At 67.2% G+C, this 23,027-nt stretch carries 16 protein-coding genes and 1 pseudogene; 4 read left to right on the top strand and 13 right to left on the bottom strand.

Annotated elements, in window-relative coordinates; all coding sequences use genetic code 11:
- Positions 1–29: 29 nt before the first annotated feature.
- From tuf to LOK44_RS10805, 5 genes are all read right to left on the bottom strand, one after another.
- Positions 30–1,220: an elongation factor Tu gene (gene tuf / locus LOK44_RS10785; protein ID WP_163918991.1), complete on the bottom strand. Its 1,191-nt coding sequence runs from the start codon at positions 1,218–1,220 to the stop codon at positions 30–32.
- Between the two features lie 85 nt (positions 1,221–1,305).
- Positions 1,306–3,408, bottom strand: coding sequence for an elongation factor G (fusA, locus tag LOK44_RS10790; protein WP_308192730.1), 2,103 nt, complete (start codon positions 3,406–3,408; stop codon positions 1,306–1,308).
- Positions 3,409–3,483: 75 nt separating this feature from the next.
- Positions 3,484–3,954, bottom strand: a complete 471-nt coding sequence (gene rpsG / locus LOK44_RS10795; RefSeq protein WP_048630016.1) for a 30S ribosomal protein S7 — start codon at positions 3,952–3,954, stop codon at positions 3,484–3,486.
- Entirely contained in the window at positions 3,954–4,328 is a 375-nt protein-coding gene (gene rpsL, locus LOK44_RS10800; protein WP_135126427.1) for a 30S ribosomal protein S12, read from the bottom strand. The genes rpsG and rpsL overlap by 1 nt, the downstream gene beginning before the upstream one ends.
- A 440-nt stretch (positions 4,329–4,768) precedes the next feature.
- On the bottom strand, positions 4,769–5,380 hold the full coding sequence (locus tag LOK44_RS10805; protein ID WP_163918993.1) for a TetR/AcrR family transcriptional regulator: 612 nt from the start codon (positions 5,378–5,380) through the stop codon (positions 4,769–4,771).
- Positions 5,381–5,632: 252 nt separating this feature from the next.
- Here LOK44_RS10805 and LOK44_RS10810 point away from each other — a divergent pair, with 252 nt between their 5' ends.
- Positions 5,633–5,983 (top strand): DUF3060 domain-containing protein, encoded by a 351-nt coding sequence (locus LOK44_RS10810; RefSeq protein WP_163924804.1) that lies wholly within the window; start codon positions 5,633–5,635, stop codon positions 5,981–5,983.
- A 50-nt stretch (positions 5,984–6,033) separates the two neighbouring features.
- Positions 6,034–6,444 carry a DUF3060 domain-containing protein gene (locus LOK44_RS10815; RefSeq protein ID WP_237569981.1) on the top strand — a complete coding sequence of 137 codons (411 nt, stop codon included), beginning with the start codon at positions 6,034–6,036 and terminating at the stop codon, positions 6,442–6,444.
- Between the two features lie 10 nt (positions 6,445–6,454).
- On the opposite strand, the gene LOK44_RS10820 is transcribed toward LOK44_RS10815, so the two are convergent.
- The 4 genes from LOK44_RS10820 to LOK44_RS10835 all read right to left on the bottom strand — a co-directional run bounded on the left by LOK44_RS10820 (position 6,455) and on the right by LOK44_RS10835 (position 10,728).
- Positions 6,455–7,249 carry a crotonase/enoyl-CoA hydratase family protein gene (locus LOK44_RS10820; protein ID WP_237570579.1) on the bottom strand — a complete coding sequence of 265 codons (795 nt, stop codon included), beginning with the start codon at positions 7,247–7,249 and terminating at the stop codon, positions 6,455–6,457.
- 35 nt (positions 7,250–7,284) lie between these two features.
- The gene (locus LOK44_RS10825) at positions 7,285–8,007 is read right to left on the bottom strand and encodes a PaaX family transcriptional regulator C-terminal domain-containing protein (RefSeq protein WP_237570580.1); all 723 of its coding nucleotides are present in this window, start codon (positions 8,005–8,007) and stop codon (positions 7,285–7,287) included.
- 56 nt (positions 8,008–8,063) lie between these two features.
- On the bottom strand, positions 8,064–9,002 hold the full coding sequence (locus tag LOK44_RS10830) for a crotonase/enoyl-CoA hydratase family protein (RefSeq protein WP_237569982.1): 939 nt from the start codon (positions 9,000–9,002) through the stop codon (positions 8,064–8,066).
- An 88-nt stretch (positions 9,003–9,090) separates the two neighbouring features.
- A complete protein-coding gene (locus LOK44_RS10835; RefSeq protein ID WP_237569983.1) occupies positions 9,091–10,728 on the bottom strand; it encodes an acyl-CoA dehydrogenase family protein in 1,638 nt (545 codons plus the stop codon).
- On the opposite strand from LOK44_RS10835, the pseudogene LOK44_RS29935 reads away from it, so the two are divergent.
- Positions 10,727–11,092: pseudogene (locus tag LOK44_RS29935) on the top strand (cupin domain-containing protein); the annotation flags it as partial. The gene LOK44_RS10835 and the pseudogene LOK44_RS29935 sit on opposite strands and share 2 nt — an antisense overlap.
- Here the strand turns inward: LOK44_RS29935 and LOK44_RS10845 are convergent.
- Positions 11,030–12,229 carry a phosphatase PAP2 family protein gene (locus tag LOK44_RS10845; RefSeq protein WP_372481217.1) on the bottom strand — a complete coding sequence of 400 codons (1,200 nt, stop codon included), beginning with the start codon at positions 12,227–12,229 and terminating at the stop codon, positions 11,030–11,032. The pseudogene LOK44_RS29935 and the gene LOK44_RS10845 overlap by 63 nt on opposite strands.
- Positions 12,230–12,766: 537 nt before the next feature.
- Between LOK44_RS10845 and LOK44_RS29940 the strand changes: the two genes are divergently transcribed.
- A complete protein-coding gene (locus tag LOK44_RS29940; RefSeq protein ID WP_237569985.1) occupies positions 12,767–17,065 on the top strand; it encodes a cadherin-like domain-containing protein in 4,299 nt (1,432 codons plus the stop codon).
- 27 nt (positions 17,066–17,092) lie between these two features.
- Here the strand turns inward: LOK44_RS29940 and LOK44_RS10855 are convergent, their stop codons facing one another.
- The 3 genes from LOK44_RS10855 to LOK44_RS10865 form a co-directional block, all read right to left on the bottom strand.
- Entirely contained in the window at positions 17,093–17,845 is a 753-nt protein-coding gene (locus LOK44_RS10855; RefSeq protein WP_237569986.1) for a deoxyribonuclease IV, read from the bottom strand.
- Positions 17,846–17,976: 131 nt separating this feature from the next.
- A complete protein-coding gene (locus LOK44_RS10860; protein ID WP_372481218.1) occupies positions 17,977–18,840 on the bottom strand; it encodes a type IV toxin-antitoxin system AbiEi family antitoxin in 864 nt (287 codons plus the stop codon).
- Positions 18,841–19,030: 190 nt separating this feature from the next.
- Positions 19,031–22,984, bottom strand: a complete 3,954-nt coding sequence (locus tag LOK44_RS10865) for a DNA-directed RNA polymerase subunit beta' (protein ID WP_237569987.1) — start codon at positions 22,982–22,984, stop codon at positions 19,031–19,033.
- Positions 22,985–23,027: the final 43 nt, after the last annotated feature.

Raw genomic sequence — 23,027 nt, forward strand, 5'->3', positions numbered from 1 at the left:
GCTTCAGCGGTACTGGTTCAGACCAACGACTACTTGTTGATCTTGGTCACACGGCCGGCGCCGACGGTACGGCCACCCTCGCGGATCGCGAAGCGCAGGCCCTCGTCCATGGCGACGGGCTGGATCAGCTTGACGGAGATGTCGGTGTTGTCACCGGGCATCACCATCTCGGTGCCCTCGGGGAGGGTCACCACGCCGGTCACGTCCGTCGTACGGAAGTAGAACTGCGGGCGGTAGTTGTTGAAGAACGGCGTGTGACGGCCACCCTCGTCCTTCGACAGGATGTAGACGCTGCCGTCGAACTCGGTGTGCGGCGTCGTGGTGCCGGGCTTCACGACGACCTGGCCGCGCTCGACGTCCTCGCGCTTGATGCCACGAACCAGCAGACCGACGTTGTCGCCGGCCTGACCCTGGTCGAGCAGCTTGCGGAACATCTCGACACCGGTGACGGTCGTCTTGGTGGTGGTCGTCTTGATGCCGACGATCTCCACTTCCTCGTTCACGTTGATCACGCCACGCTCGACGCGACCGGTCACCACGGTGCCACGGCCGGTGATCGTGAAGACGTCCTCGACGGGCATGAGGAACGGCTTCTCGGTCTCGCGCACGGGGTCCGGGATGGACTCGTCGACGGCCTCCATGAGCTTGGCCACGGACTCGACCCACTTCGGGTCACCCTCGAGGGCCTTGAGCGCCGAGACCTGCACGACGGGGGCGTCCTCGTCGAACTCCTGGGCGGCCAGCAGTTCGCGGACCTCCATCTCGACGAGCTCGAGGAGTTCCTCGTCGTCGACCATGTCGGCCTTGTTCAGCGCGACCAGGATGTAGGGCACGCCGACCTGGCGGGCGAGCAGCACGTGCTCACGGGTCTGCGGCATCGGGCCGTCGGTGGCGGCGACCACGAGGATTGCACCGTCCATCTGGGCGGCACCGGTGATCATGTTCTTGATGTAGTCAGCGTGACCAGGTGCGTCGACGTGCGCGTAGTGGCGCTTCTCCGTCTGGTACTCCACGTGGGAGATGTTGATCGTGATACCACGCTGACGTTCCTCGGGCGCATTGTCGATCTGGTCGAATGCGCGCGACTCGTTCAAATCGGGGTACTTGTCGTGCAGAACCTTCGTGATTGCTGCCGTAAGCGTCGTCTTGCCGTGGTCAACGTGACCAATGGTCCCGATGTTGACGTGCGGCTTCGTCCGCTCGAACTTCGCCTTCGCCACTGTGGTGTCCTCCTGGACTTGTTGGTGCTTTTACTTAAAGCAGGTGTGTTGATGTGTTCAGTTGTGTGGTCTGCAAAGTACCGGACTACTGACCGGTGGCCTTCGCGATGATCTCCTTCGACACGTTCGCCGGAACTTCGGCGTACGAGTCGAACACCATGGAGTAGTTCGCCCGGCCCTGGGTCTTCGACCGGAGGTCGCCGACGTAGCCGAACATCTCGGACAGCGGCACCTGCGCCTTGACGACGCGCGCACCGCTGCGCTCCTCCATGGCCTGGATCTGGCCACGGCGGGAGTTCAGGTCGCCGATCACTTCACCCATGTAGTCCTCCGGGGTGGTGACCTCGACGGCCATGACCGGCTCCAGGATGACCGGCTGCGCTTGCGCGGCAGCCTTCTTCAGTACCTGGGATCCAGCGATCTTGAAGGCCATCTCCGAGGAGTCGACGTCGTGGTATGCGCCGTCGAGCAGGATCAGCTTCAAGTTCACCAGCGGGTAGCCGGCCAGCACGCCGTACTGCATGGCGTCCTGCGCACCGGCATCCACCGACGGGATGTACTCGCGCGGGATGCGGCCACCGGTGACCTTGTTCTCGAACTCGTAGGTCGCGCCGTCCTCGCCCGAGAAGGGCTCGATGCTGACGAGGACCTTCGCGAACTGGCCGGAGCCACCCGTCTGCTTCTTGTGGGTGAACTCGACCTTGTCGACCGCGCGCTTGATGGTCTCCTTGTAGGCGACCTGCGGCTTGCCGACGTTGGCCTCGACCTTGAACTCGCGACGCATGCGGTCGACGAGGATGTCCAGGTGCAATTCGCCCATGCCGCCGATGACGGTCTGGCCGGTCTCGTCGTCCTGGTGCACCTTGAAGGTCGGGTCTTCTTCGGCGAGCTTCTGGATGGCCAGGGACAGCTTCTCCTGGTCGCTCTTGGTCTTGGGCTCGATGGCGACCTCGATCACGGGATCGGGGAAGGTCATCGACTCGAGCACGACCTGGTGCTGCGGATCGCTCAGGGTGTCACCGGTGGTGGTGTCCTTGAGACCGATCACGGCGTAGATGTGCCCGGCGGAGGCCCGTTCAACCGGGTTCTCCTTGTTGGAGTGCATCTGGAACAGCTTGCCCAGACGCTCCTTCTTGCCCTTGGTCGCGTTGATGACCTGGCTGCCGGATTCCACGGTGCCCGAGTAGACGCGGACGTAGGTCAGCTTGCCGAAGAACGGGTGCGTCGCGACCTTGAACGCCAGCCCGGAGAAGGGCTCGTCGGTCGACGGCCGGCGGACGAGGATCTCGTCCTCCTTGCCCGGGGCGTGTCCACTGACCGACTCGACGTCCAGCGGCGAGGGCAGGTAGTCGATGACGGCGTCGAGCATGGGCTGCACGCCCTTGTTCTTGAACGCGCTGCCGCAGAGCACCAGGTAGGCCGACGACGAGATCGTCAGCTTGCGCAGCGCGCCCTTGATCTCTTCGATCGAGAGTTCCTCGCCACCGAAGTACTTCTCCATCAGCGCGTCGTCGGTCTCGGCGACGGCCTCGAGCAGCGAGTTGCGGTACTCGTCGGCCTTGTCCTGCAGCTCGGCGGGGATCTCGATGGTCTCGTAGGTCTCACCGAGCTTGGTCTCGCCACGCCACACCTTGGCGTTCATCTCGACCAGGTCGATGACGCCTTCGAAGTCGCCTTCGGAGCCGATCGGCAGCTGGATCGGGATGACGTTGGCGCCGAGGCGCTCCTTCATCGTGCGGACCGAGAAGTAGAAGTCGGCGCCCAGCTTGTCCATCTTGTTGACGAAGCAGATGCGCGGAACGTCGTACTTGTCGGCCTGGCGCCACACCTGCTCGGACTGGGGCTCGACGCCCTCCTTGCCGTCGAAGACGGCGACGGCGCCATCGAGCACGCGCAGCGAACGCTCCACCTCGACGGTGAAGTCGACGTGCCCGGGGGTGTCGATGATGTTGATTTGGTTGCCATTCCAGAAACAGGTGGTGGCAGCGGAGGTGATGGTGATACCCCGCTCCTGCTCCTGCTCCATCCAGTCCATCGTGGCCGCGCCATCGTGAACTTCACCGATCTTGTAGCTGATACCGGTGTAGTAGAGGATGCGCTCGGTCGTCGTCGTCTTGCCGGCGTCGATGTGCGCCATGATGCCGATGTTGCGGACCTTCGTGAGGTCGGTCAGCACGTCCTGTGCCACGGCTAAATCCCACTCTTTCGCTTGCTAGTTAGGTGTGTGTAGCGCCCTGCGGTCAGCACGACCGCGGGCCGGAGATCACCAGCGGTAGTGCGCGAAGGCCCGGTTCGCCTCGGCCATCTTGTGAACGTCCTCGCGGCGCTTGACTGCTGCGCCCAGGCCATTGCTGGCGTCGAGGAGTTCGTTCGCCAGGCGCTCGACCATGGTCTTCTCGCGGCGTTGCTTGGAGAACCCGACCAACCAGCGCAGGGCGAGGGTCGTCGAACGCTCCGGACGGACCTCGACGGGCACCTGGTAGGTGGCACCGCCGACGCGGCGGCTGCGAACCTCGAGGGCCGGCTTGACGTTGTCCATGGCGCGCTTGAGCGTCACCACGGGGTCCGTGCCGGTCTTCTCGCGAGCTTGTTCGAGCGCACCATAGACAATGCGTTCGGCGAGGGATTTCTTCCCGTCCAGCAGCACCTTGTTGACGAGCTGGGTGACGAGCTGCGATCCGTAGACCGGGTCGTTGACCAGCGGGCGCTTCGGCGCGGGCCCCTTGCGCGGCATTAGCTCTTCTCCTTCTTGGCGCCGTAACGGCTGCGGGCTTGCTTGCGGTTCTTGACACCCTGGGTGTCGAGCGAGCCGCGGATGATCTTGTAGCGCACACCGGGGAGGTCCTTCACACGACCGCCACGCACCAGCACCATCGAGTGCTCCTGCAGGTTGTGACCTTCACCCGGGATGTAGGCGGTGACCTCGACCGCGCTGGTCAGCTTCACGCGCGCCACCTTGCGAAGTGCCGAGTTCGGCTTCTTCGGGGTGGTGGTGTACACGCGAGTGCACACACCGCGGCGCTGCGGGCTGCCCTTGAGGGCCGCGGTCTTGACCTTGGCGATCTTGTCGCGGCGGCCCTTGCGGACCAGCTGGTTGATGGTTGGCATGTACCGGCTTTCTGTGTCTCTCCGTGGTGCTGCTTGCTGTATTCGGGTGGTGCTTCAAGTCTCTGTACTGCGGTTTCAGTCCTGCCGCGTCCCCCGCGACCGGGCGTGTCGCGCGCTCGCGCGCATCATTGGTTCGATGCGCGGTGAACATGCGAATTGGCCCGGCGTGCAGGCATGCTTGCAGGTACTACTTCATTCGCAAGCGCCTTGGCCAGGCACGAGCGTCCACGATACCCGTCGCGCATGGCGCAGGTCAAAGCGCCGCCATGGCGCCATCGCTGCAGGTGACATGGGTCCACTTCGTCGATGTCGAAGTTAGGGGACCCGTCACCCGGCGTTCGTTCGGGCGGGTCACCGCGTCACGGTGAACGCCAGCGACGTTAGACGACGATCCCGGCCGACGTGCGGCGACGCGCTGACACGGTGCGCCGCGCAAGCGCTCATCGTCTCTCCATGCCGGCAGCGAGGCGCAGCACCATGTCGGTGAACACCGCGTCGGTGTCGATGTCGTCCATGACGCCGGTCATCTCCAGCAGCACGAAACCGTGCAGCGCCGACCAGAACTCGAGCGCCGAGTAGAACGCGTTCTCGCCGTCGATCCCATAGGAGACGAGCACCGCGATGACCGGTCCTGCCGCGGCGCGGGTGGCCGCGGTGTACTCGGGGTCGTCGCCCCCCAGCGGCATCCGGGTGAAGGCCGAGTACCGACCCGGATGGTGATGGGCGTAGCTGCGGTAGGCGCTGGCCATGGAGACCACGGCGTCGTCGCGCGTGCGCCCCTGCCCGACGTTGTTCAGCATGCCGATGATGTCGTCGATGACCCGCATCCGCACGGTCCGGCGCAGGTCGTCGAGGCTCTGGACGTGGTTGTAGAGCGACGGCCCCTTGGTGCCGAGCTGGTTGGCCAGGGCGTTGATCGTGAGTGCGTCCCAGCCTTCGCGGTCCAGGAACGTCAGGGCGGCGTTGACGATGGCGTCGCGGCTCAGCTTGGTGGTTCTGGTGGGACTCTTCGTGCGGCCGCCCGCGGAGACTGCCTCCGACCGAGCTGCCATGAGTCACGCGTCCTTCGGTCGGTGGTCGGTTCATCGGTCGCCGCCGTGGCGTGGACCAACTAATGACTCTAACCGTTCACCTGGCCGTCGGCAGGGATCACCGGTCGACCCGGATTGGTTGCTGCGAACCGCCGACGCGGGCGCGGTCGGGCAACGTAGGCTGCGACGATCGGAATCGCTGTTCGCGAGGGGAGCACCATGAGCATCAAGGCGCCGTGCGGGCCGAAGTCGGCGGGCACGCTCGCGGTCGCGATGACCGCGGTCTCGGTGACGGTGGCCTCGGGGCTGATCGCCGGTGCGCCGTCGGCCGCGGCGAAGAACGGTGACACCCACATCACCGGGCAGGGCATCTCCCAGACGATCGACTGCAACGATGCGGCGCTGATCATCGTGGGCACCAGCAACTTCATCACCGCCAAGGGTTCGTGCTGGGGCGTCTCGGTGCAGGGTTCCTCGAACACCGTCATCGCCGACAACGTCGTCAACGACATCACGGTCTACGGGTTCGATCAGACGGTGTACTACCGCACCGGCGCGCCGAAGGTCTGGGACCGCGGCCGCGAACTCGGCATGACCAACCGGATCGACCGCGTCCCCGCGTAGTCTTGGGGCGGCGTCGAATTGACGCCGCCGACGACGAAGCGAGGGACTGCATGCGCGCCCACTCCCGGATCCTGATCGCAGCGCTGAGCATCACCGCCGCGGCCTGGGGACTCACCGGCTGCGGCGCCAACAGCGGCGACACGAACTCCCCCTCCGGATCTGCGGGCAGCTCGGGCGCGCAGGTCGAGATCGGCAACACCATCAACTACGGCTCGTTCGGGACCACCGCGGACATCGACTGCTCGGATGGCAAGTCGCTCAACGTCGGTGGCTCGAACAACACCCTCACCGTCAAGGGCACCTGCGCCAGCGTGAACATCGGCGGAGCGGACAACAAGATCACGTTCGACAGGGTCGACGACAGCCTCACCGTGGTCGGCCTCAACAACACGGTCAGCTACCGCGAGGGTGAGCCGAAGGTCGAGGACCGCGGCTCGGGCAACAAGGTCGACAAGGGCTGAGCCCACGCGATCAAGCTTGGGTGCCGTGCCGCCCGGCGCCGTCGGCGAAACGCCGTGCGCCAGCCAGGGATTCGGACGAGACCCGGGACAGGCTGGCGAACTCGGTGTCGATGGCCTCGGCCTCCGACATGCCCCACTGCCCCATCGCCGACAGCCGATCGGACCGCATGCACAGCTGCGGCAGCGCAGCGAGTTCGGCTGCCAACTCCTCGGCCGCCCGGCGAGCGTCGCCCTTGCCGACGACCCGGTTGGCGAGACCCATCTGCAGCGCCTCCTGCGCCCCGACCGCGCGGCCGGTGAGGATGAGATCCATCGCCCGGCTCTGACCGATGAGCCGGGGCAGTCGCACGGTGCCCCCGTCGATCAACGGCACGCCCCAACGCCGGCAGAACACGCCGAAGGTGGCGTCCTCCTCGGCCACCCGCAGGTCGCACCACAGCGCCAGTTCGAGCCCGCCGGCAACGGCGTACCCGCTGACCGCCGCGATCACCGGCTTGGACAGCACCATGCGCGTCGGTCCCATCGGGCCGGGGCCCGTGCGGTGCGCCGGGTTCATGTCCGGCGTGCCGAACGCCTTGAGATCCGCTCCCGCGCAGAATGTTCCGTTGTCACCCCACAGGACGGCGACGGAGGCATCGTCGTCGCGATCGAACTCGTCGAACGCGGCGTACAACTCGGCGGCCGCCGGACCGTTCACGGCGTTGCGTGCCGCAGGTCGATCCATGATCACCGTGGTCACCGGGCCGTTGCGCTCCACCCGCACGCCGCCTCGGCCTGCAGCTGCGCTCCCACCATCCGGGACCATTCCCCCGGTCGCTGCGCTCCTGCCCGCCGGACCACTCATGTCGCCTCCATCAGCTCGGTGTCGTCGCGTCGCGCCGTCAGATCGGCGGCGAAGTCGAGGTAGGCAGACCGCAGTGCGGCGCCTGGCCAGTCGGCAGGCAGCAGCTCGTCGGGCAGCACGGGGTCGGTCAGCAGGTGACGCACGATGCCGGCCGCGGCGGTGAAGCGGCCGGGTACGTCTGGCGCAGAGCACAACTCGTCGAGGAGCCGGTGCCCCGTCGCCGACCAGCCCGACAGGTTCCACAGGCGGCCTGCGAGGCCGGCGGGATCGTCGTCGCGCGCCGTCAGCACGCGCACCCGGTCACGCAGCGCGTCGGGCACGACCTGGTCGAGGTTCGCCGGGCGCATCCAGACGCCCTCCCGCAGTTCGGCGAACCGCATCTCGCACAGCGCGGTTCGCAGTGCAGCCCGGTTGCGGGCATCGGTGCCCACGCTGGTGACGACGAGTGTCGTCCACGTCCCGTCCCACCGCCTTGGCTTCGGGTCCAGCGCATCGTCCTGTCGCCGTTGCCGTGCCAGCAGGCGCGACGACAGCCGGTACCCGTCGGCCGACCGGATCAGGTCACCGGCCGCGACCATCCGGGTCAGCGCCACCCGCAAAGTCGACTCGCGGATCCCGAAGTCCGCTGTGAGGCGGATGAGTTCGGCCGCCGATGCCGACGCGGGGTGTGCTCCCAGGAGGACGCTCAGCACCACCGATCGCGCGGTCATGCGGGCCAGCGCCGTCGACGCGTCCGCGCGCGAGGGCCGTGGTCCCTGCGCGGCGGCGACATCGGTCATACCCCGGAGGTGCGGCGTCCCGCGTCGCCGTAGGGCTCGTCGCGACCGCGCACGGCGTCGCGGAAGCCGTGTTCGCGTGCCCGGGCGACGAACTCGTGACCCTCGGGGGTGTGCCGGGCCACGCCGTCGAAGACGGTGCTGACCATCCGGCTGGTGGCGATGCCCTGCTGCAGCAGCGCGGTGTTGAGCGCGAGCTTCGCCATGATCAACTGGTTGACCGGCATCGCCGCGATCCGCTCCACGAGGCGCTCGGTCCGCTCGTCGAGGTCGGCGGGCTCGGGCGCCTCGATGGCCAGGCCCCACTCGGCCGCCTGCGTTCCCGAGATGCAATCACCGGTGAACAGAAGGCGTTTCGCGCGCTGGTCGCCGAGCCGGTGCGCCCACAAGCCCGCAGCGGGCACTCCCCAGACACGCATCGGCGGATAACCGATCTTGGCGTCCGACGCGGCGATCACCTGATCGGCGTGCAGTGCGATGTCCGTGCCGCCCGCCACGCAGTAGCCGTGGATCTTGACCACGGTCGGCTTGTCGGCGTGCATCAGGCTGGAGAACCCACGGACGAACCGGCTCATCATCTGGTAGTCGATCATCGGATCCCACGGCTGATCGGGCAGGTGGTTGATGCCCTGGGTGCGGCCCGACAGCACGGTGTCCTTGTAGGGACTGCCGCCACCGGCCGACGACGAACCCTCGGCGTACGCGGACAGGTCGAATCCCGCGCAGAACCCCTCGCCCCGGCCGGACACCAGGATCACGTGCACTGCCGGATCCAGGTCGGCGCGCTCGACGAGTGCGGAGAGTTCGAGCGGGGTGTCGGCGACGATCGCGTTGCCCTTCTCGGGACGGTTGAAGGTGATCCGAGCGACGCGGTCGGTCACCTCGTACGTCATCGTCTTGAGGTCGTCGAAGTCGACCGGCCGGATCGCATGCGTCACGAGGTCGTCACCACCCTCGGCGAGCGTGCGTGTCTGCGGGCGACACGCCGCGCCAAAACCCGAGTTCGCGCACGCTCGCGACGGGCCGTCATCCCTTGACCAGCGCGCGCTCGATGATCGGCGCCAGGTCCAGCCCGGTCGGCAAAGTCCCGAACGCACCGCCCCACTGCCCGCCGAGCCTGCTGGCCAGGAACGCCTCGGCCACCGCAGGGTGCCCGTGCCGGATGAGCAGCGCGCCCTGCAGCGCCAGCGCGATGTCCTCGGCCACCTTGCGCGCTCGGTACTGGATCGTCGCCACGTCGTCCGCGGAGCCGAGCGTCTGGCGCAGCGCCGTCACGTGCGCGTCGTAGCGGGCATCCTGGCCCGCGGCCGTCGCGAGTTCGTCGAATAGCACCTCGACGCATTCCGGCCGAGTGGCCATGGCGCGCAACGTATCCAGCGCGCTGACGTTGCCCGAGCCCTCCCAGATGCCCATCAGCGGGGCCTCCCGGTACAGCCGGGGCATCCCGGACTCCTCGACGTAGCCGTTGCCGCCGAGGCACTCCATGGTCTCCGCCGCGTGCGGGGTGGCGCGCTTGCACACCCAGTACTTGCCCGCGGCCAGCCCGATGCGCCGCAGCAAGGTCTCGCGCTGATCACCGTGCACCGCCTTGTCGGTGGCACCGGCCATTCGCATCGCGAGCATCGTCGCCGCCTCGGCCTCGACGGCGAGGTCGGCGAGGACGTTGCGCATCAGCGGCTGATCGATCAGATACTCGCCGAACGCCTTTCGGTGCTGCGCGTGGTGCACCGCACGGGTCAGGCCGGTGCGCATGCTGGTGGCGCTGCCGAGCGTGCAGTCGAGCCGGGTGAGGTTGACCATCTCGATGATGGTCGGTACGCCCCGGCCCTCCTCGCCCACGCGCCAGGCGATCGCGCCGTCGTACTCGACCTCGCTGGAGGCGTTGGCGTGGTTGCCGAGCTTGTCCTTCAGTCGCTGCAGGTACATCCGGTTGCGGGTGCCGTCGGGAAGCACGCGCGGCAGCAGGAAGCAGGTGAGCCCACCGGGCGCCTGGGCGAGGACGAGGAAGACATCCGACATGGGCGCCGACGTGAACCACTTGTGCCCGGTGATGCTGTAGGTGCCGAAACCGTTCGGCACGGCCTCGGTGGTTCCCGCCCGAACGTCGGAACCGCCCTGCTTCTCCGTCATCGACATGCCTGCGGTGATGCCGCGTTTGCGATTGGGGATCTTCATCTCCGGGTCGTAGACGCGGCTGCTGAGCAGCGGCTCGTAGACGGCGGCGAGTTCGGGGTTGAAGCGCAGCGCGGGCACGACCGCATAGGTCATGGAGATGGGGCATAGGTGGCCGGGCTCGGGTGTCCACACCGACGTCTTCGCCGCGCGAACCACGTGGGCGCCCGGCCGGTCGTCGGCCCACGGCGCCGCGTGCAGGCCGTGGCTCACGGCGACGGTCATCAGTTCGTGATAGGCGGGGTCGTACTCGACTTCGTCGACGCGGTTCCCGTAGCGGTCGTGGGTGTGCAGCACGGGACGGTGGCGGTCGGCCAGTTCACCCCAGCGCTGCGCCTGCGCGGTGCCGCATAGCGCGCCCAACTCGTTGACCTCGTCGGCACCCCATCCGCCGCCCTCGCGAACGAGGGCTTCGGCCAACACCTCCGAGGTCGCCGGGTTGTGTTCCTCCAGCGGCGGAACCTGATTGGTGACGACGTGGGTATCAGCCATGCCCCCACTGTTACATTTTGCCGACAATCGCACAAGATGCGTAATACGGTCGTTTCCCCTACGTGACACGCGTGGGCCCAGGCGGCACAGTGTCTGGGTGCAACCGAACACCGTCGTCCATGCTGCCACCATCGACCTCGACCGCGCGCCGGTCCCGGCCGATCAGTCGCTCGACGGTGCGCCGACGACCGCAGTTCACCCCGTGACCGAACTCGCCGGGCTCGAAGTCGGCGTGTGGGAGATGACGCCAGGCCAGATGAGCGACGTCGAGGCCGAGGAGGTGTTCGTGGTGCTCGCGGGGTCAGCCACCGTCGCGTTCGCCGACGACAGCCCCACCCTGCATCTGCAGGTTGGCGACGTGGTCCGGCTCGCGGCCGGCGCCGAGACCGTCTGGACGGTCACCGAGACCCTGCGCAAGGTCTATCTCACGGGCCTGTGACCGCCGGCGCCGCCACGCGGTGTGCCAGTTGATCGCCAGAGCGACCACGGCGGCGAAGGCCCAGCCCAGCAGGATGTCTACGACGTAGTGCTCGGCGGTGTACACGAGCGTGAACGCCATGATGAGCACGTAGGCCACCAACACCGGGCGCCACTTCTTGTTGACGCGGTGCCAGAGGAACGCGGCGATGGCGGCGGACATCCCGGCGTGCAGCGACGGGATGGCGGCGACGAGGTTGACGTTCGCCTGCCCCTGGTCGATGAGCGCTCCGGCTGAGTGCAGGTTGAGCTTCCCCCAGCCGCGCGTGACGATCCGCTCGATCCACGGATTCGCGCCGTCCTGGCTGGTCTGCATTGCGCCGAGGATTCCGCCGTCGGGCACGCCGCGCGGGGAGCGGAACATGCACCTCGGTCCGGACGGACCAGCGGCGACGTCGGCAGCGGTACACCGGGCGGCTGCCCACGGCGGCGCCGCGGGCACCAGCGCGTATACGACCAGTGCCGCGAACGACAGCCCAACGAAGAGTTTGACGAAGGCCTTCCACTCTTCGCGGTTGCGCAGCCACAGGACCGCCGCAACCACGTACGGAAGGATGAAGAAGGACATGTAGACGGTGCTGATGACCACTTCCCACCACGGCGTGGCCGGCACCTTGAGGCGCTCCTGCAGCCAGACCGTGGGCATCGTCCCGCCGAACAACCACCGGTCGGCGTCGGCCTGCCAGTGCCACAGCGTCGGCCTGCCGACGAGCGTCGCCGCGCCGCGGCTCAGGTCGTAGGCAAGCAGGACCACCGCGAAGGGCAGCCAGTCGCGGACGACGTAGAACATGCGGCGGCCGCGACCGATGCTCGCGACGAGCAAGCCCGTCGCGATGTAGAGGAGAAGCAGTTCCCGGTTGAACGCGAACCCGTCGGTGACGGTGCGGTAGACGATGACGAACGCCCACGCCGCGATTGCCAGCCACCGCAGGATCCGCAGCCGTTCACCACGCCGGTCCCGGGCGGCGGGCGGATCCAGGACACGCGCGAAACCGATCGACGGTCCATCGTCAATCGCAGACACATCGACCTTTCGCCGGAGCTGACATCGTGCGAGCCGCTCGCGCGAAGGGACTCGGGATTGCGGCGCCGGTACCGCCATTCCCCGAGTCAGACTAGTTAACCGCTCGGCCATCCACAGTTCGAGGCGCGTTCATCACGCCCGTGGTCGGCCGCGGCGAGTTGCCATTCACCGGTGGATCCGCGCTGAGATGACACGCCCGTTACTCGATCTTGATTGGTCGAACCATTCGCCACTTCCGTAACGAGGCCGATGTTCTCACTTTCACGTACCATTTACCCGATTTGGCAAGCAAACAAGATCAGACACCGATGGCTATGACGTTTGATACCATCTCAACTGGACATTCATACCATTATCGCGGCTATAGCAAATTAGTTGAACCGGGGTGCAGCAACGTATTTCATCAGCTAAACTGACGACGACGTCAAACCATTTATCGTTTCTCCGAATTCCCTCGTGCGCACTACTGCGCACGAGGGGCTTCGTCCTGAGCATTTGGGGTCGTGCGTCATGCAATACAGCAATTTCGTAGGTCGAGTGGGCGCCCTTGCGGTCGCCTTGGGCGTCGGCACCGCCATCGCCACACCGGCAGGCGTCGCCTGGGCGAGCCCAGAAGCCGCCGGTGACTCGACGACTGCTGCGAGCCAGGAAACTGGCGATGGCGCAACCGCCGCCGGCTCCTCACCGTCGCCTGCCGACACGACCGCGTCGCAGACGACCGATTCCGCGACGACCTCGCCCGTGACGAACGACGCCGTGCCCACCGGACCCACGCCCACCACCGGCTCGGCCACTACCGGCTCGGCCACGACAGTGGACGTGGCGCCCGGCGTGATCGTCTCCCACTCCGGTGGGGCGCAGACGTCGACGTACGGCTCCAACGCGGCGGAGCCGACCGGCACCAACAAGCCGCGAAACGACGACGACGGCGACACGGCATCCCGCGACACCACTCCCGTCGCGACCATCAGCGGATCGGCTGCCACCTCCTCGACCGCCACGGAGACGACGTCGTCCGCGACGCGGGCCACCACGGCGCAGTCCCCGTCGGCCACGACCGCACCGGCAGCGCCGGTGGTCGCGTCCAGGACCATCGCCCCGGTGTCGCTGACGCCCACTCCCCCGGCACCCGCCGTCGCCGTCGCTCCGGTGCAGAACGTCGTGTCGATGGTCCTGAGCAATGTCGTGGCGCCCGCACTGACGTCATGGCTGTCGGCAATGCAGCGCGGCTGGACGGAATCGCCGCTGGCGTGGATGTTCCTCGCGGCGGCCCGCCGCGAGATCGGAACCGCAGCGGTGACCGAACCCGCACCGACGGCCATGCGGTTGGCCTCGGCCCAGGTCGTCGCCACGGCCGTCGTGAACCAAGCGCCAACGGCGACGGCAACGTTCCTCGTGCCCAACCCGCTGACCGGCGCCGTGACGGGCACGATCGTCGCCTCCGACCCCGAAGGCGTGAAGCCGACGATCACCCTGACCACCAAGCCCGCCGTCGGGACGATCGTCTACAACGCCACCACCGCGACGTTCACCTACACGCCCACCACGGCGCAGCGACTCCTCGCCGGCATCAACCCCTCGGGGGCAGGCGCCATCGCGATGACGGTCACCGTGTCCGACGGGGTCAACAAGGTGCCCGTTCAGATCAACGTGCCGATCGCGGCCATCCCGATGGGCGTCCGCACCGACATCGGTGGAGTGACCGGGGCCGGCGCCATCGCCGCCACCAACACTCGCGCCTTCGTGACGAACCGCGAGGCGGGCACCGTCACGATCATCGACACGGTCACCGCCAAGGTGCTGGGCACCTACGCCGCCGGTGTCGCACCCGACGGCATCGCCGTCAAGCAGGACGGCACGCGGATCTACGTCTCCAGCTCGACCGGCAACACCGTGACCGTGCTGAACGCCGTGACCGGAGCCCGCGTGGCGACCATCGCCGTCGCCAAGCCGACCTCGATCACCATGAGCCCGACCGGCGGGTCTGCGTACGTGTTGAGCTACGACGCGGGCAAGGTCGTGCGCATCAGCACCTCGACCAACCTGGTCGCCACCACGACCACCATGCCGGGCGGCTTCCGCCCGACCGCCATCGCGCCCAGCCCCGACAACACGCGCGTCTACGTCGCGACGGACACGCCCACCGGCGGCACCGCCATCCTGTCCTTTGCCCCGACGTCGACGACGACCACGCAAGTCGTCCGATTGACCACCAGGGCAACGTCTTTGGTCGTCAGCCCCGACAATTCAAGGCTGTACGTCGGCACCGAAGACGGGGCCGTGTCGGTCGTCGACACCAAGACCCGCGTCAACATTGGGAACTTCTCGATCGGCGGCCTACCGCCCACCGCGCTGGCCGTGAGCCGAGACGGCACCACGTTGTTCGTGACCGATGCCGCCGGTCGCGTCGGGTCGTTCGCGGCTGCGACGGGCGCATTGATCAGTGCCGTCGCCACCGTGCCGACCACCGACGCGTCACAACGCCCGGCCTCCTTCGTCACCCCCGACGGCACGGAGATGTACGTGACGGACCGCGTGGCAGGCGTGGTGCGGGTCGTCACGCTGACTGCGCCGAACGCGGCTCCGGTGGCAGGGACCCCGACGAAGGGCGCACCGAACGCGACGACCGGCGCCGTCACCGGCACCCTCGGGGTGACCGATCCGAACGGAGATCCGCTGAAGTACACCGTATCCGGTGCCCCGACCAAGGGGACCCTGACGCTCACGGCCACGGGTGGCTACACCTATACGCCGACCGCGGCCGCCCGGCACAACGCCTCAACGGTCGGCGCGCCGGCCAGCGTCACCACCGACACGTTCACGGTGACGGTGACCGACGGCAGGCGTGGCGTCGTCACGACCACCGTCACGGTGAACATCAGCCCCAAGAACGCGGTGCCCACGATCACCAAGACCGTTGGCGCGCCCAACACTTCGACGGGTGTGGTCACCGGCAAGGTCACGGGCACGGACACGGACCGGGACGTCCTCACCTACTCGACGTCCGTCGCGCCCGGCAAGGGCACCGTGACGCTCACGGCAACAGGCGCTTTCACCTACACCCCCACCGCCGCCGCACGCCACGCCGCCCAGAAGCTCGGCGCCACGATCGCCGACAAGCAGGACACCTTCACCGTTGCCGTCAGCGACGGACACGGCGGTGTCGTGACCACGGCGATCACCGTGACCGTCAGCCCCGCCAACGCCAAGCCCACCGGCGGCTCGGCCACCGTGACTCAGACCGACGGCAAGACGGGCGTCGTGAGCGGCACCCTGACGGCCGTCGACCCCGACGGCGACCCGCTGACGTTCACCTCGACCACACCGCTGAAGGGCACGCTGGTCATCGGAGCGAACGGCAGCTTCACCTACACCCCGTCGACCGCCGCCCGCGACGCCGCATCGGCGCCTGGCGCCACCGCCGCCGCGAAGGTCGAGGCGCTCACCATCACCGTCTCCGACGGCTACGGCGGCACGGCGACGTTCACCCTGAGCGCACCCATCACGGCGTACCCGGCCGGCAACCAGGCCCCCGTGACCGGCGGTGCGACCGTTGGCAGTTCGTCGTCGGCGATTGGAACCGTGACGGGCACCGTCACCGCGACCGACCCCGAGGGCGACGCACTCACCTACACGGTCGTCACGGGACCCAAGAAGGGTGTCGTGAAGGTCGACGCCGTCACCGGTGCGTACACCTACACCCCCACCGTGGACGCCCGCTACACCGCTCTGGTGACGCCTGGAGTCGACACCGACGTGTTCACCGTGACGGTGAGGGATGCGCTGGGAGCGGCCACCACCACGACGGTGTCGGTCACCATCGTGCCGCCGGTGGCGAACGCCATCGATCAACGCCCGACCAGCGTCGCCATCCACGTGCCGGATCTGCTGTTCTACTCCCAAGCCGACCTCAACACTGCGCTCGACAAGCTGCAGTCCGTCGGCATCACCGACCTCCGTGTGCTGGTGCCGTGGGCCGCCGTCCAACCCCTACCGGGCTGGAACGACTGGAGTGCCGTCGACCGCGTGATCAACGGTGCTGCGGCGCGCAACATCAAGGTGCTGGGCATCCTGAACTCGCCGCCGGTGTGGGCGTCGGTGGCCAACACGACACCGCTGGCCGGAATGCCCGCCAATAACGCACAATTCGCTGCATTCGCAGGCGCCGCGGCCGCGCGCTACAAGGGAAAGGTCACGGCATGGGAGGTCTGGAACGAGCCCAACGCGATCATGTTCTGGCAACCCGGGCCCAACGCCGCCCAGTACACCGCGCTGCTCAAGGCCGCCTACCCCGCCATCAAAGCCGCTGACCCCAACGCGGTCGTCGTGGCGGCGTCGGTAGGTGCGACGCTCGACTGGTTCAACCTCACGGTCAACCCGGTGCGATTCGTCGACGAGATGTACAAGGCCGGGGCGGCCGGCTACTTCGACGCCCTGTCCTTCCACCCGTACCAGTACACGACGCCGTTCTCCCAGGGCGGGTACATGTTCGAGTCGCCGATCAGCCAGGCCAACCGGATCTACGCCCTGATGGTCGCCAACGGCGACGGTCACAAGAAGATCTGGGCGACGGAATACGGGCAGCCGTCGTCGGAGGCGTCCGACGCCAACCAGGCGGCGTACATCGGCGACTTCCTGCGGGGCTGGCGCGCCCTGTCCTACGCGGGGCCGGCGTTCATCCACACCCTGGTCGACAGGGCCGACGGTGATGCGGTGGAAGGTTCGTTCGGCCTGTTCCGGCCGGACTGGACCCCGAAGCCCGTCGTGTCGACGGTGGTGACGGTGATCGCGGAGAACGACGCCATCGAAGCCGCCAAGAACGCGAGCGCCCTCTAGGTCGACGGCGCCGGCGTCTGAGAGACGTCAGCCGAGGTTCTCCCGCAGGAACGCGATGTCGTCCTTGCGACCCTCGTCCGACGTCTCGCAGATGACCGGCGCGTCGGCGGCCTCGACCACGGCGACGAGCAGTTGCGGGTCGATCTGGCCCATGCCGAAGTTGGCGTGCCGATCGGCGCCCGACCCGGCGGCATCGCGAGAGTCGTTGCAGTGCACCAGGTCGATGCGTCCGGTGATGGTCTTGATCCGCTCGACGGCGTCGATGAGCGCCTCCCCCGCGGCCCACGCGTGGCAGGTGTCGAGGCAGAAGCCGATGCCCATGTCGCCGATGCGGTCCCACAGCCGGGCGATGGTGTCGAAGTGCCGGGCCATCGCGTGGTCGCCGCCCGCGGTGTTCTCGAGGTAGACGGGCACGTCGGTCTTGAGCTGGTCGAGCGCCTTGACCCACCGCTCGAAGCCGGCCTCCATGTCCTTGTCGTCGGCATGCCCGCCGTGCACGATCACCGCGGTGGCGCCCACCTCGGCTGCGGCGTCGCAGGTGTCCTGCAGGATCTTGCGCGACGGAATACGGACGCGGTTGTTGGCCGACGCCACGTTGATCAGATAGGGCGCGTGCACGTACAGCGGCGTCGTCGACGCCTTGAGTACCTCCGCGTCCTCGCGGGGCTTGGGCTTCTTCCAGCTCTGCGGGTCGCCGAGGAAGAACTGGACGACGTCTGCGCCGTCCGCCTCCGCGGCGGCCAGCGGATCGTCGTTGTGGACATGTGAGCCGATCAACACGCCGCCAGTCTAGGTCGTGTCACCGACGCCCTCGCCGGTGCCGCGGCGGGCCCGCTTCCTCCCGCGAGCAGACGCAAAAGCCCCTCCTTTCGGCTGACTCAGGGGACTTTGCGTCTGCTCGCCGACCTCGTTCACGTGACGAGGCGGCGTATCCGGCTCGCCAACTCGTAGGGCTGACATCGGACGTCGTCCACGACGATCGGAACGGTGGTATATCCGCAATCGCGTAACCGCTCGGCTTTGATCCGGTCGCGCTTCCACGCCTGCGGGTTCGCGTGCCACTCCATGCTGTCGTATTCGGCAACGACCATCGCGTCGACCCAGGCGAAGTCGGCTCGCCAGAGGTCGCCGCAATGATCGACGATCTCGAACTGGAGTTCCGGTCGCGGCAGACCGTGATCGATGAAGACCAGGCGTGCTTCACTTTCCATCGGGGATTCGGCGCGACCGTCCGCGTACGACAACAAGTCCCGCACACCGACGATCCCTCGCCGCCCCTTTTGCTCGTGCACCGCCGCCTCGAGCTCGGCCACCGTGCACGCCCCGACATGCAGTGCGGCGTCGAGCGTGGCAAGTGCGCGCGGCCGCCGCAAGGTCCGCGCCACCTCGACCGCGGTCCATGCCGGCGCTGTCGTCAGCCTACCCTTGACTCGGCGCAGCGGGGCGCCCGCGCGTTGGTGAACCATGACGCCCGTGGTGGGGCGCAGTCGAACCGCGGGGTCGAGCACGTGGACTCGGCCGTCGCGCTCGGTGTCGAATCCGTACAGCCATGCCGCGGTACCCATGCAGGCGACGAGCGGCTGGCCAACCATCAAGTCCAGTGCCGCCAGCGTTCCCATGACGTCCGGCGGCCTCCGGGCATAAACGCCGTGGCACACCCGCACGATGTCCCCGGTACGAACGTGGGTGGCCAGCATCTTCCGCGACATCACCGCTGTGAGTTGGGACGTCGTCACCAAGCCGCCCGCCTGGTCGATCAGGTCGTGTACGTACACGCTTCAAGGCTGCCGCTGCGACGACGATCTCGACACACCCCGGTTGACGATCTGGGGATAACTCGGCCAACGACCCTCCGCGAGCAGACGCAAAAACCCCCTAAGTGGCCGGGATCAGGGGCTTTAGCGTCTGCTCGGCGGGAAAAGAAGAAGCCCCCGCTCGAAAGCGGGGGCTTCTCCGTCGTGCTGACTAGCGGTAGTCGCTGAATCCGTAGTCGTCCAGCGGCACGGCCTGGCCGGAACTCTGGCCGAAGTCCGGGCTGTAGTACTGATCCTCGTAGGACGGGATCGTGTACGCAGCAGCCCGAGCTTCCTCGGTCGGCTGCACCTGGATGTCGCGGTAACGGGCGATGCCGGTACCGGCCGGGATCAGCTTGCCGATGATCACGTTCTCCTTCAGACCCTGCAGCTTGTCGCTGCGGCAGTTGATCGCCGCATCGGTGAGCACGCGAGTGGTCTCCTGGAACGACGCCGCCGACAGCCACGAATCGGTGGCCAGCGATGCCTTCGTGATGCCCATGAGCACCGGACGTCCGGCCGCGGGCTCGTTGCCCTCGGCCACGACGCGACGGTTCGCCGACTCGAATTCCGCACGCTCGGTCAGTGAACCGGGCAGGAACTCGGTAGCACCCGAGTCGATGATCGTGACGCGGCGCAGCATCTGCCGCACGATCACCTCGATGTGCTTGTCGTGGATCGACACACCCTGGGCGCGGTAGACGTCCTGCACCTCGTTGACGAGGTGCTGCTGAACGCTCCGCTGACCCTGCACGCGAAGAACCTCGTGCGGGTTGGCCGAACCCTCCATGAGCTGCTGACCGACCTCGACGTGATCGCCGTCGGAGAGCAACCGCTCCTCGCCGTCCTCGTGCTTGAAGGACTTCAGCCGCTGGCGACGCGAGATCTTGTCGTAGACCACTTCTTCGCTGCCGTCGTCCGGCACGATCGTGATCTTGTAGAACTTCTCGGTCTCCTCCAGGCGAACCCGTCCGGACAGGTCCGCGATCGGCGCAGTGTTGCGCGGCACGCGGGCCTCGAACAGTTCCTGGACGCGGGGCAGACCACCGACGATGTCGGCGCCACCGGTGACGCCACCCTGGTGGAAGGTACGCATCGTCAGCTGCGTGCCGGGCTCACCGATCGACTGCGCCGCAACGATGCCGACCGCCTCGCCGATGTCGACGAGCTTGCCCGTCGCCATCGAACGGCCGTAGCACATGGCGCACACGCCGGACGCGCTCGCGCACGTCAGGACCGAGCGCACGCGAACCGAGTTGATGCCGGCGGCGAGCAGTGCGTCGATCGCCGGATCGCCCAGGTCGTGGCCACGCTGGATGATCACGTTGCCGTTCGAGTCGACGGCGTCACTGGCGAGCGTGCGTGCGAACGCCGCGGTCTCGACGTGCGGGTCCCGGATGAGGGCACCGTTGGCGTCGGGCTCGGCAAGCACGACGTTGATGCCGCGCTCGGTGTCGCAGTCGTGCTCGCGGACGATGACGTCCTGGCTGACGTCCACCAGACGACGGGTCAGGTAACCCGAGTCAGCGGTACGAAGAGCCGTGTCCGCCAGGCCCTTGCGGGCGCCGTGCGTGTTGATGAAGTACTCGAGCACGGTCAGGCCCTCGCGGAACGAGGACTTGATCGGACGCGGGATGAACTCACCCTTGGGGTTGGTCACCAGACCCTTCATGCCCGCGAGCGTGCGGGTCTGGGTCAGGTTGCCCGTGGCACCGGACTTCACGATCGTGATGATCGGGTTGTCCTCGGGGTAGTACTCCTCCAGCGCCTTGCCGACCTCTTCGGTGGCCTGCTGCCAGATCTTCACCAGTTCGCCGTTGCGCTCTTCCTTGTTCAGACCGCCGCGCTGGTACTGCTTCTCGATGCGGTCTGCCTCGGCCTCGTGACGCTCGAGGATGCCTTCCTTGTCCGGCGGCACCAGAACGTCCGCCATCGACACGGTGACTCCCGAGCGGGTGGCCCAGTGGAAGCCGGCGTCCTTGAGCTTGTCGACGGTCTGCGCCACCACGATCATGGGGTAGCGCTCGGCCAGGTCGTTGATGATCCTGGCCTGGACCTTCTTGTGCATCTGCTCGTCGACGAACGCGTAGCCCCTGGGGAGCAGCTCGTTGAACAGCACGCGGCCCAGCGTCGTCTCGGCGATCCAGGCGTCGCCGAGCTTCCAGCCCTCGGGGAACAGATGCGCCTCGATGTCGGCAGGCGGACGCAGGTGCGTCAGCCGAACCTTGATCTTGGCGCGGACCGACAGCATGCCGCGATCGACGGCCATCTGTGCCTCGGCGGCCGTGCTGTAGACACCCGTCTCCGGCTGATCCTTGGCGGCGGGCGTGTACTCGCCCAGGTCGCCGGGGATCTCGGTGGTCAGGAAGTACAGCCCGGTCACCATGTCGAGACGCGGCATGGCGAGCGGCTTGCCCGACGCCGGCGACAGGATGTTGTTCGAGGACAGCATCAGGATGCGTGCCTCGGCCTGCGCCTCCGCGGACAGCGGAAGGTGCACGGCCATCTGGTCACCGTCGAAGTCGGCGTTGAACGCCTCACACACCAGCGGGTGCAGCTGAATTGCCTTGCCCTCCACCAGCTGCGGTTCGAAGGCCTGGATGCCCAGGCGGTGCAGCGTTGGTGCACGGTTCAGCAGCACGGGGTGCTCGGCGATGACCTCTTCGAGGACGTCCCACACCTGCGGGCGCTGACGCTCCACCATGCGCTTGGCGCTCTTGATGTTCTGCGCGTGGTTCAGGTCGACCAGACGCTTCATCACGAACGGCTTGAACAGCTCGAGTGCCATCAGCTTCGGCAGGCCGCACTGGTGCAGCTTGAGCTGCGGGCCGACCACGATGACCGAACGGCCCGAGTAGTCGACGCGCTTGCCGAGCAGGTTCTGGCGGAACCGACCCTGCTTGCCCTTGAGCAGATCCGAGAGCGACTTGAGCGGACGGTTGCCCGGCCCGGTGACGGGACGACCACGACGACCGTTGTCGAACAGCGCGTCCACCGACTCCTGAAGCATGCGCTTCTCGTTGTTGACGATGATCTCGGGCGCGCCGAGGTCGATCAGTCGCTTGAGCCGGTTGTTGCGGTTGATGACGCGGCGGTACAGGTCGTTCAGGTCGGAGGTGGCGAAGCGGCCACCGTCGAGCTGAACCATCGGACGCAGCTCCGGCGGAATCACCGGCACGGCGTCGAGGACCATGCCCAGCGGCGAGTTGCCCGACTGCTGGAACGCAGCGACGACCTTCAGACGCTTGAGGGCGCGAAGCTTCTTCTGGCCCTTGCCGTTCTTGATGGTGTCGCGCAGGCTCTCGGCCTCGGCCTCGATGTCGAAGTTCTCGATGAGCTTCTTGATCGACTCCGCGCCCATGGCGCCCTCGAAGTACTCGCCGTAGCGGTCCTGCAGCTCGCGGTAGAGCACCTCGTCCACGATCAGCTGCTTGGGAGCGAGTTTGGTGAACGTCGTCCAGATCTCGTCGAGCCGGTCCAGCTCGCGCTGGGTCCGGTCGCGGAGCTGGCGCATCTCGCGCTCGCCACCGTCGCGCACCTTGCGGCGAACGTCGGACTTGGCGCCTTCCTTCTCCAGCTCGGCAAGGTCGTTCTCGAGCTTCTGCGAACGCTCGGCGAGGTCCAGATCGCGCTGGTCCTCGACGGCCTTCTTCTCGACGACCATCTCGGCCTCGAGCGTGGACAGCTCGTTGTGGCGCATCTCGGTGTTCACCGCGGTGATGACGTAGGCGGCGAAGTAGATGATCTTCTCGAGATCCTTCGGTGCCAGGTCGAGCAGGTAGCCCAACCGCGACGGCACGCCCTTGAAGTACCAGATGTGCGTGACGGGTGCGGCCAGCTCGATGTGGCCCATCCGCTCACGACGCACCTTGGCGCGAGTCACCTCGACGCCGCAGCGCTCACAGACGATGCCCTTGAAGCGGACGCGCTTGTACTTGCCGCAGTAGCACTCCCAGTCGCGAGTAGGTCCGAAGATCTTCTCGCAGAACAGGCCGTCCTTCTCTGGCTTGAGCGTGCGGTAGTTGATGGTCTCCGGCTTCTTGACCTCGCCGTAGGACCAGTTGCGGATGTCGTCCGCGGTCGCGAGACCGATACGGAGTTCATCGAAGAAGTTGACGTCTAGCACGTAACTCCCTTTCCCCTTGCGGGATTTCGAATCAAATTACTAA

The organism is Mycolicibacterium lacusdiani (genome assembly GCF_021916785.1).
Taxonomy (GTDB): Bacteria; Actinomycetota; Actinomycetes; order Mycobacteriales; family Mycobacteriaceae; genus Mycobacterium; species Mycobacterium lacusdiani.

What these genes read in the sequence shown, in the direction of transcription:
- LOK44_RS10810 (WP_163924804.1), top strand. Translation starts at nt 5,633, where the DNA reads ATGACCGCGGTCTCGGTGACGGTGGCCTCGGGGCTGATCGCCGGTGCG.
- rpsG (WP_048630016.1), bottom strand. Translation starts at nt 3,954, where the DNA reads ATGCCGCGCAAGGGGCCCGCGCCGAAGCGCCCGCTGGTCAACGACCCG.
- LOK44_RS10835 (WP_237569983.1), bottom strand. Translation starts at nt 10,728, where the DNA reads ATGGCTGATACCCACGTCGTCACCAATCAGGTTCCGCCGCTGGAGGAA.
- LOK44_RS10820 (WP_237570579.1), bottom strand. Translation starts at nt 7,249, where the DNA reads ATGGTCCCGGATGGTGGGAGCGCAGCTGCAGGCCGAGGCGGCGTGCGG.
- LOK44_RS10805 (WP_163918993.1), bottom strand. Translation starts at nt 5,380, where the DNA reads ATGGCAGCTCGGTCGGAGGCAGTCTCCGCGGGCGGCCGCACGAAGAGT.
- rpsL (WP_135126427.1), bottom strand. Translation starts at nt 4,328, where the DNA reads ATGCCAACCATCAACCAGCTGGTCCGCAAGGGCCGCCGCGACAAGATC.
- LOK44_RS10815 (WP_237569981.1), top strand. Translation starts at nt 6,034, where the DNA reads ATGCGCGCCCACTCCCGGATCCTGATCGCAGCGCTGAGCATCACCGCC.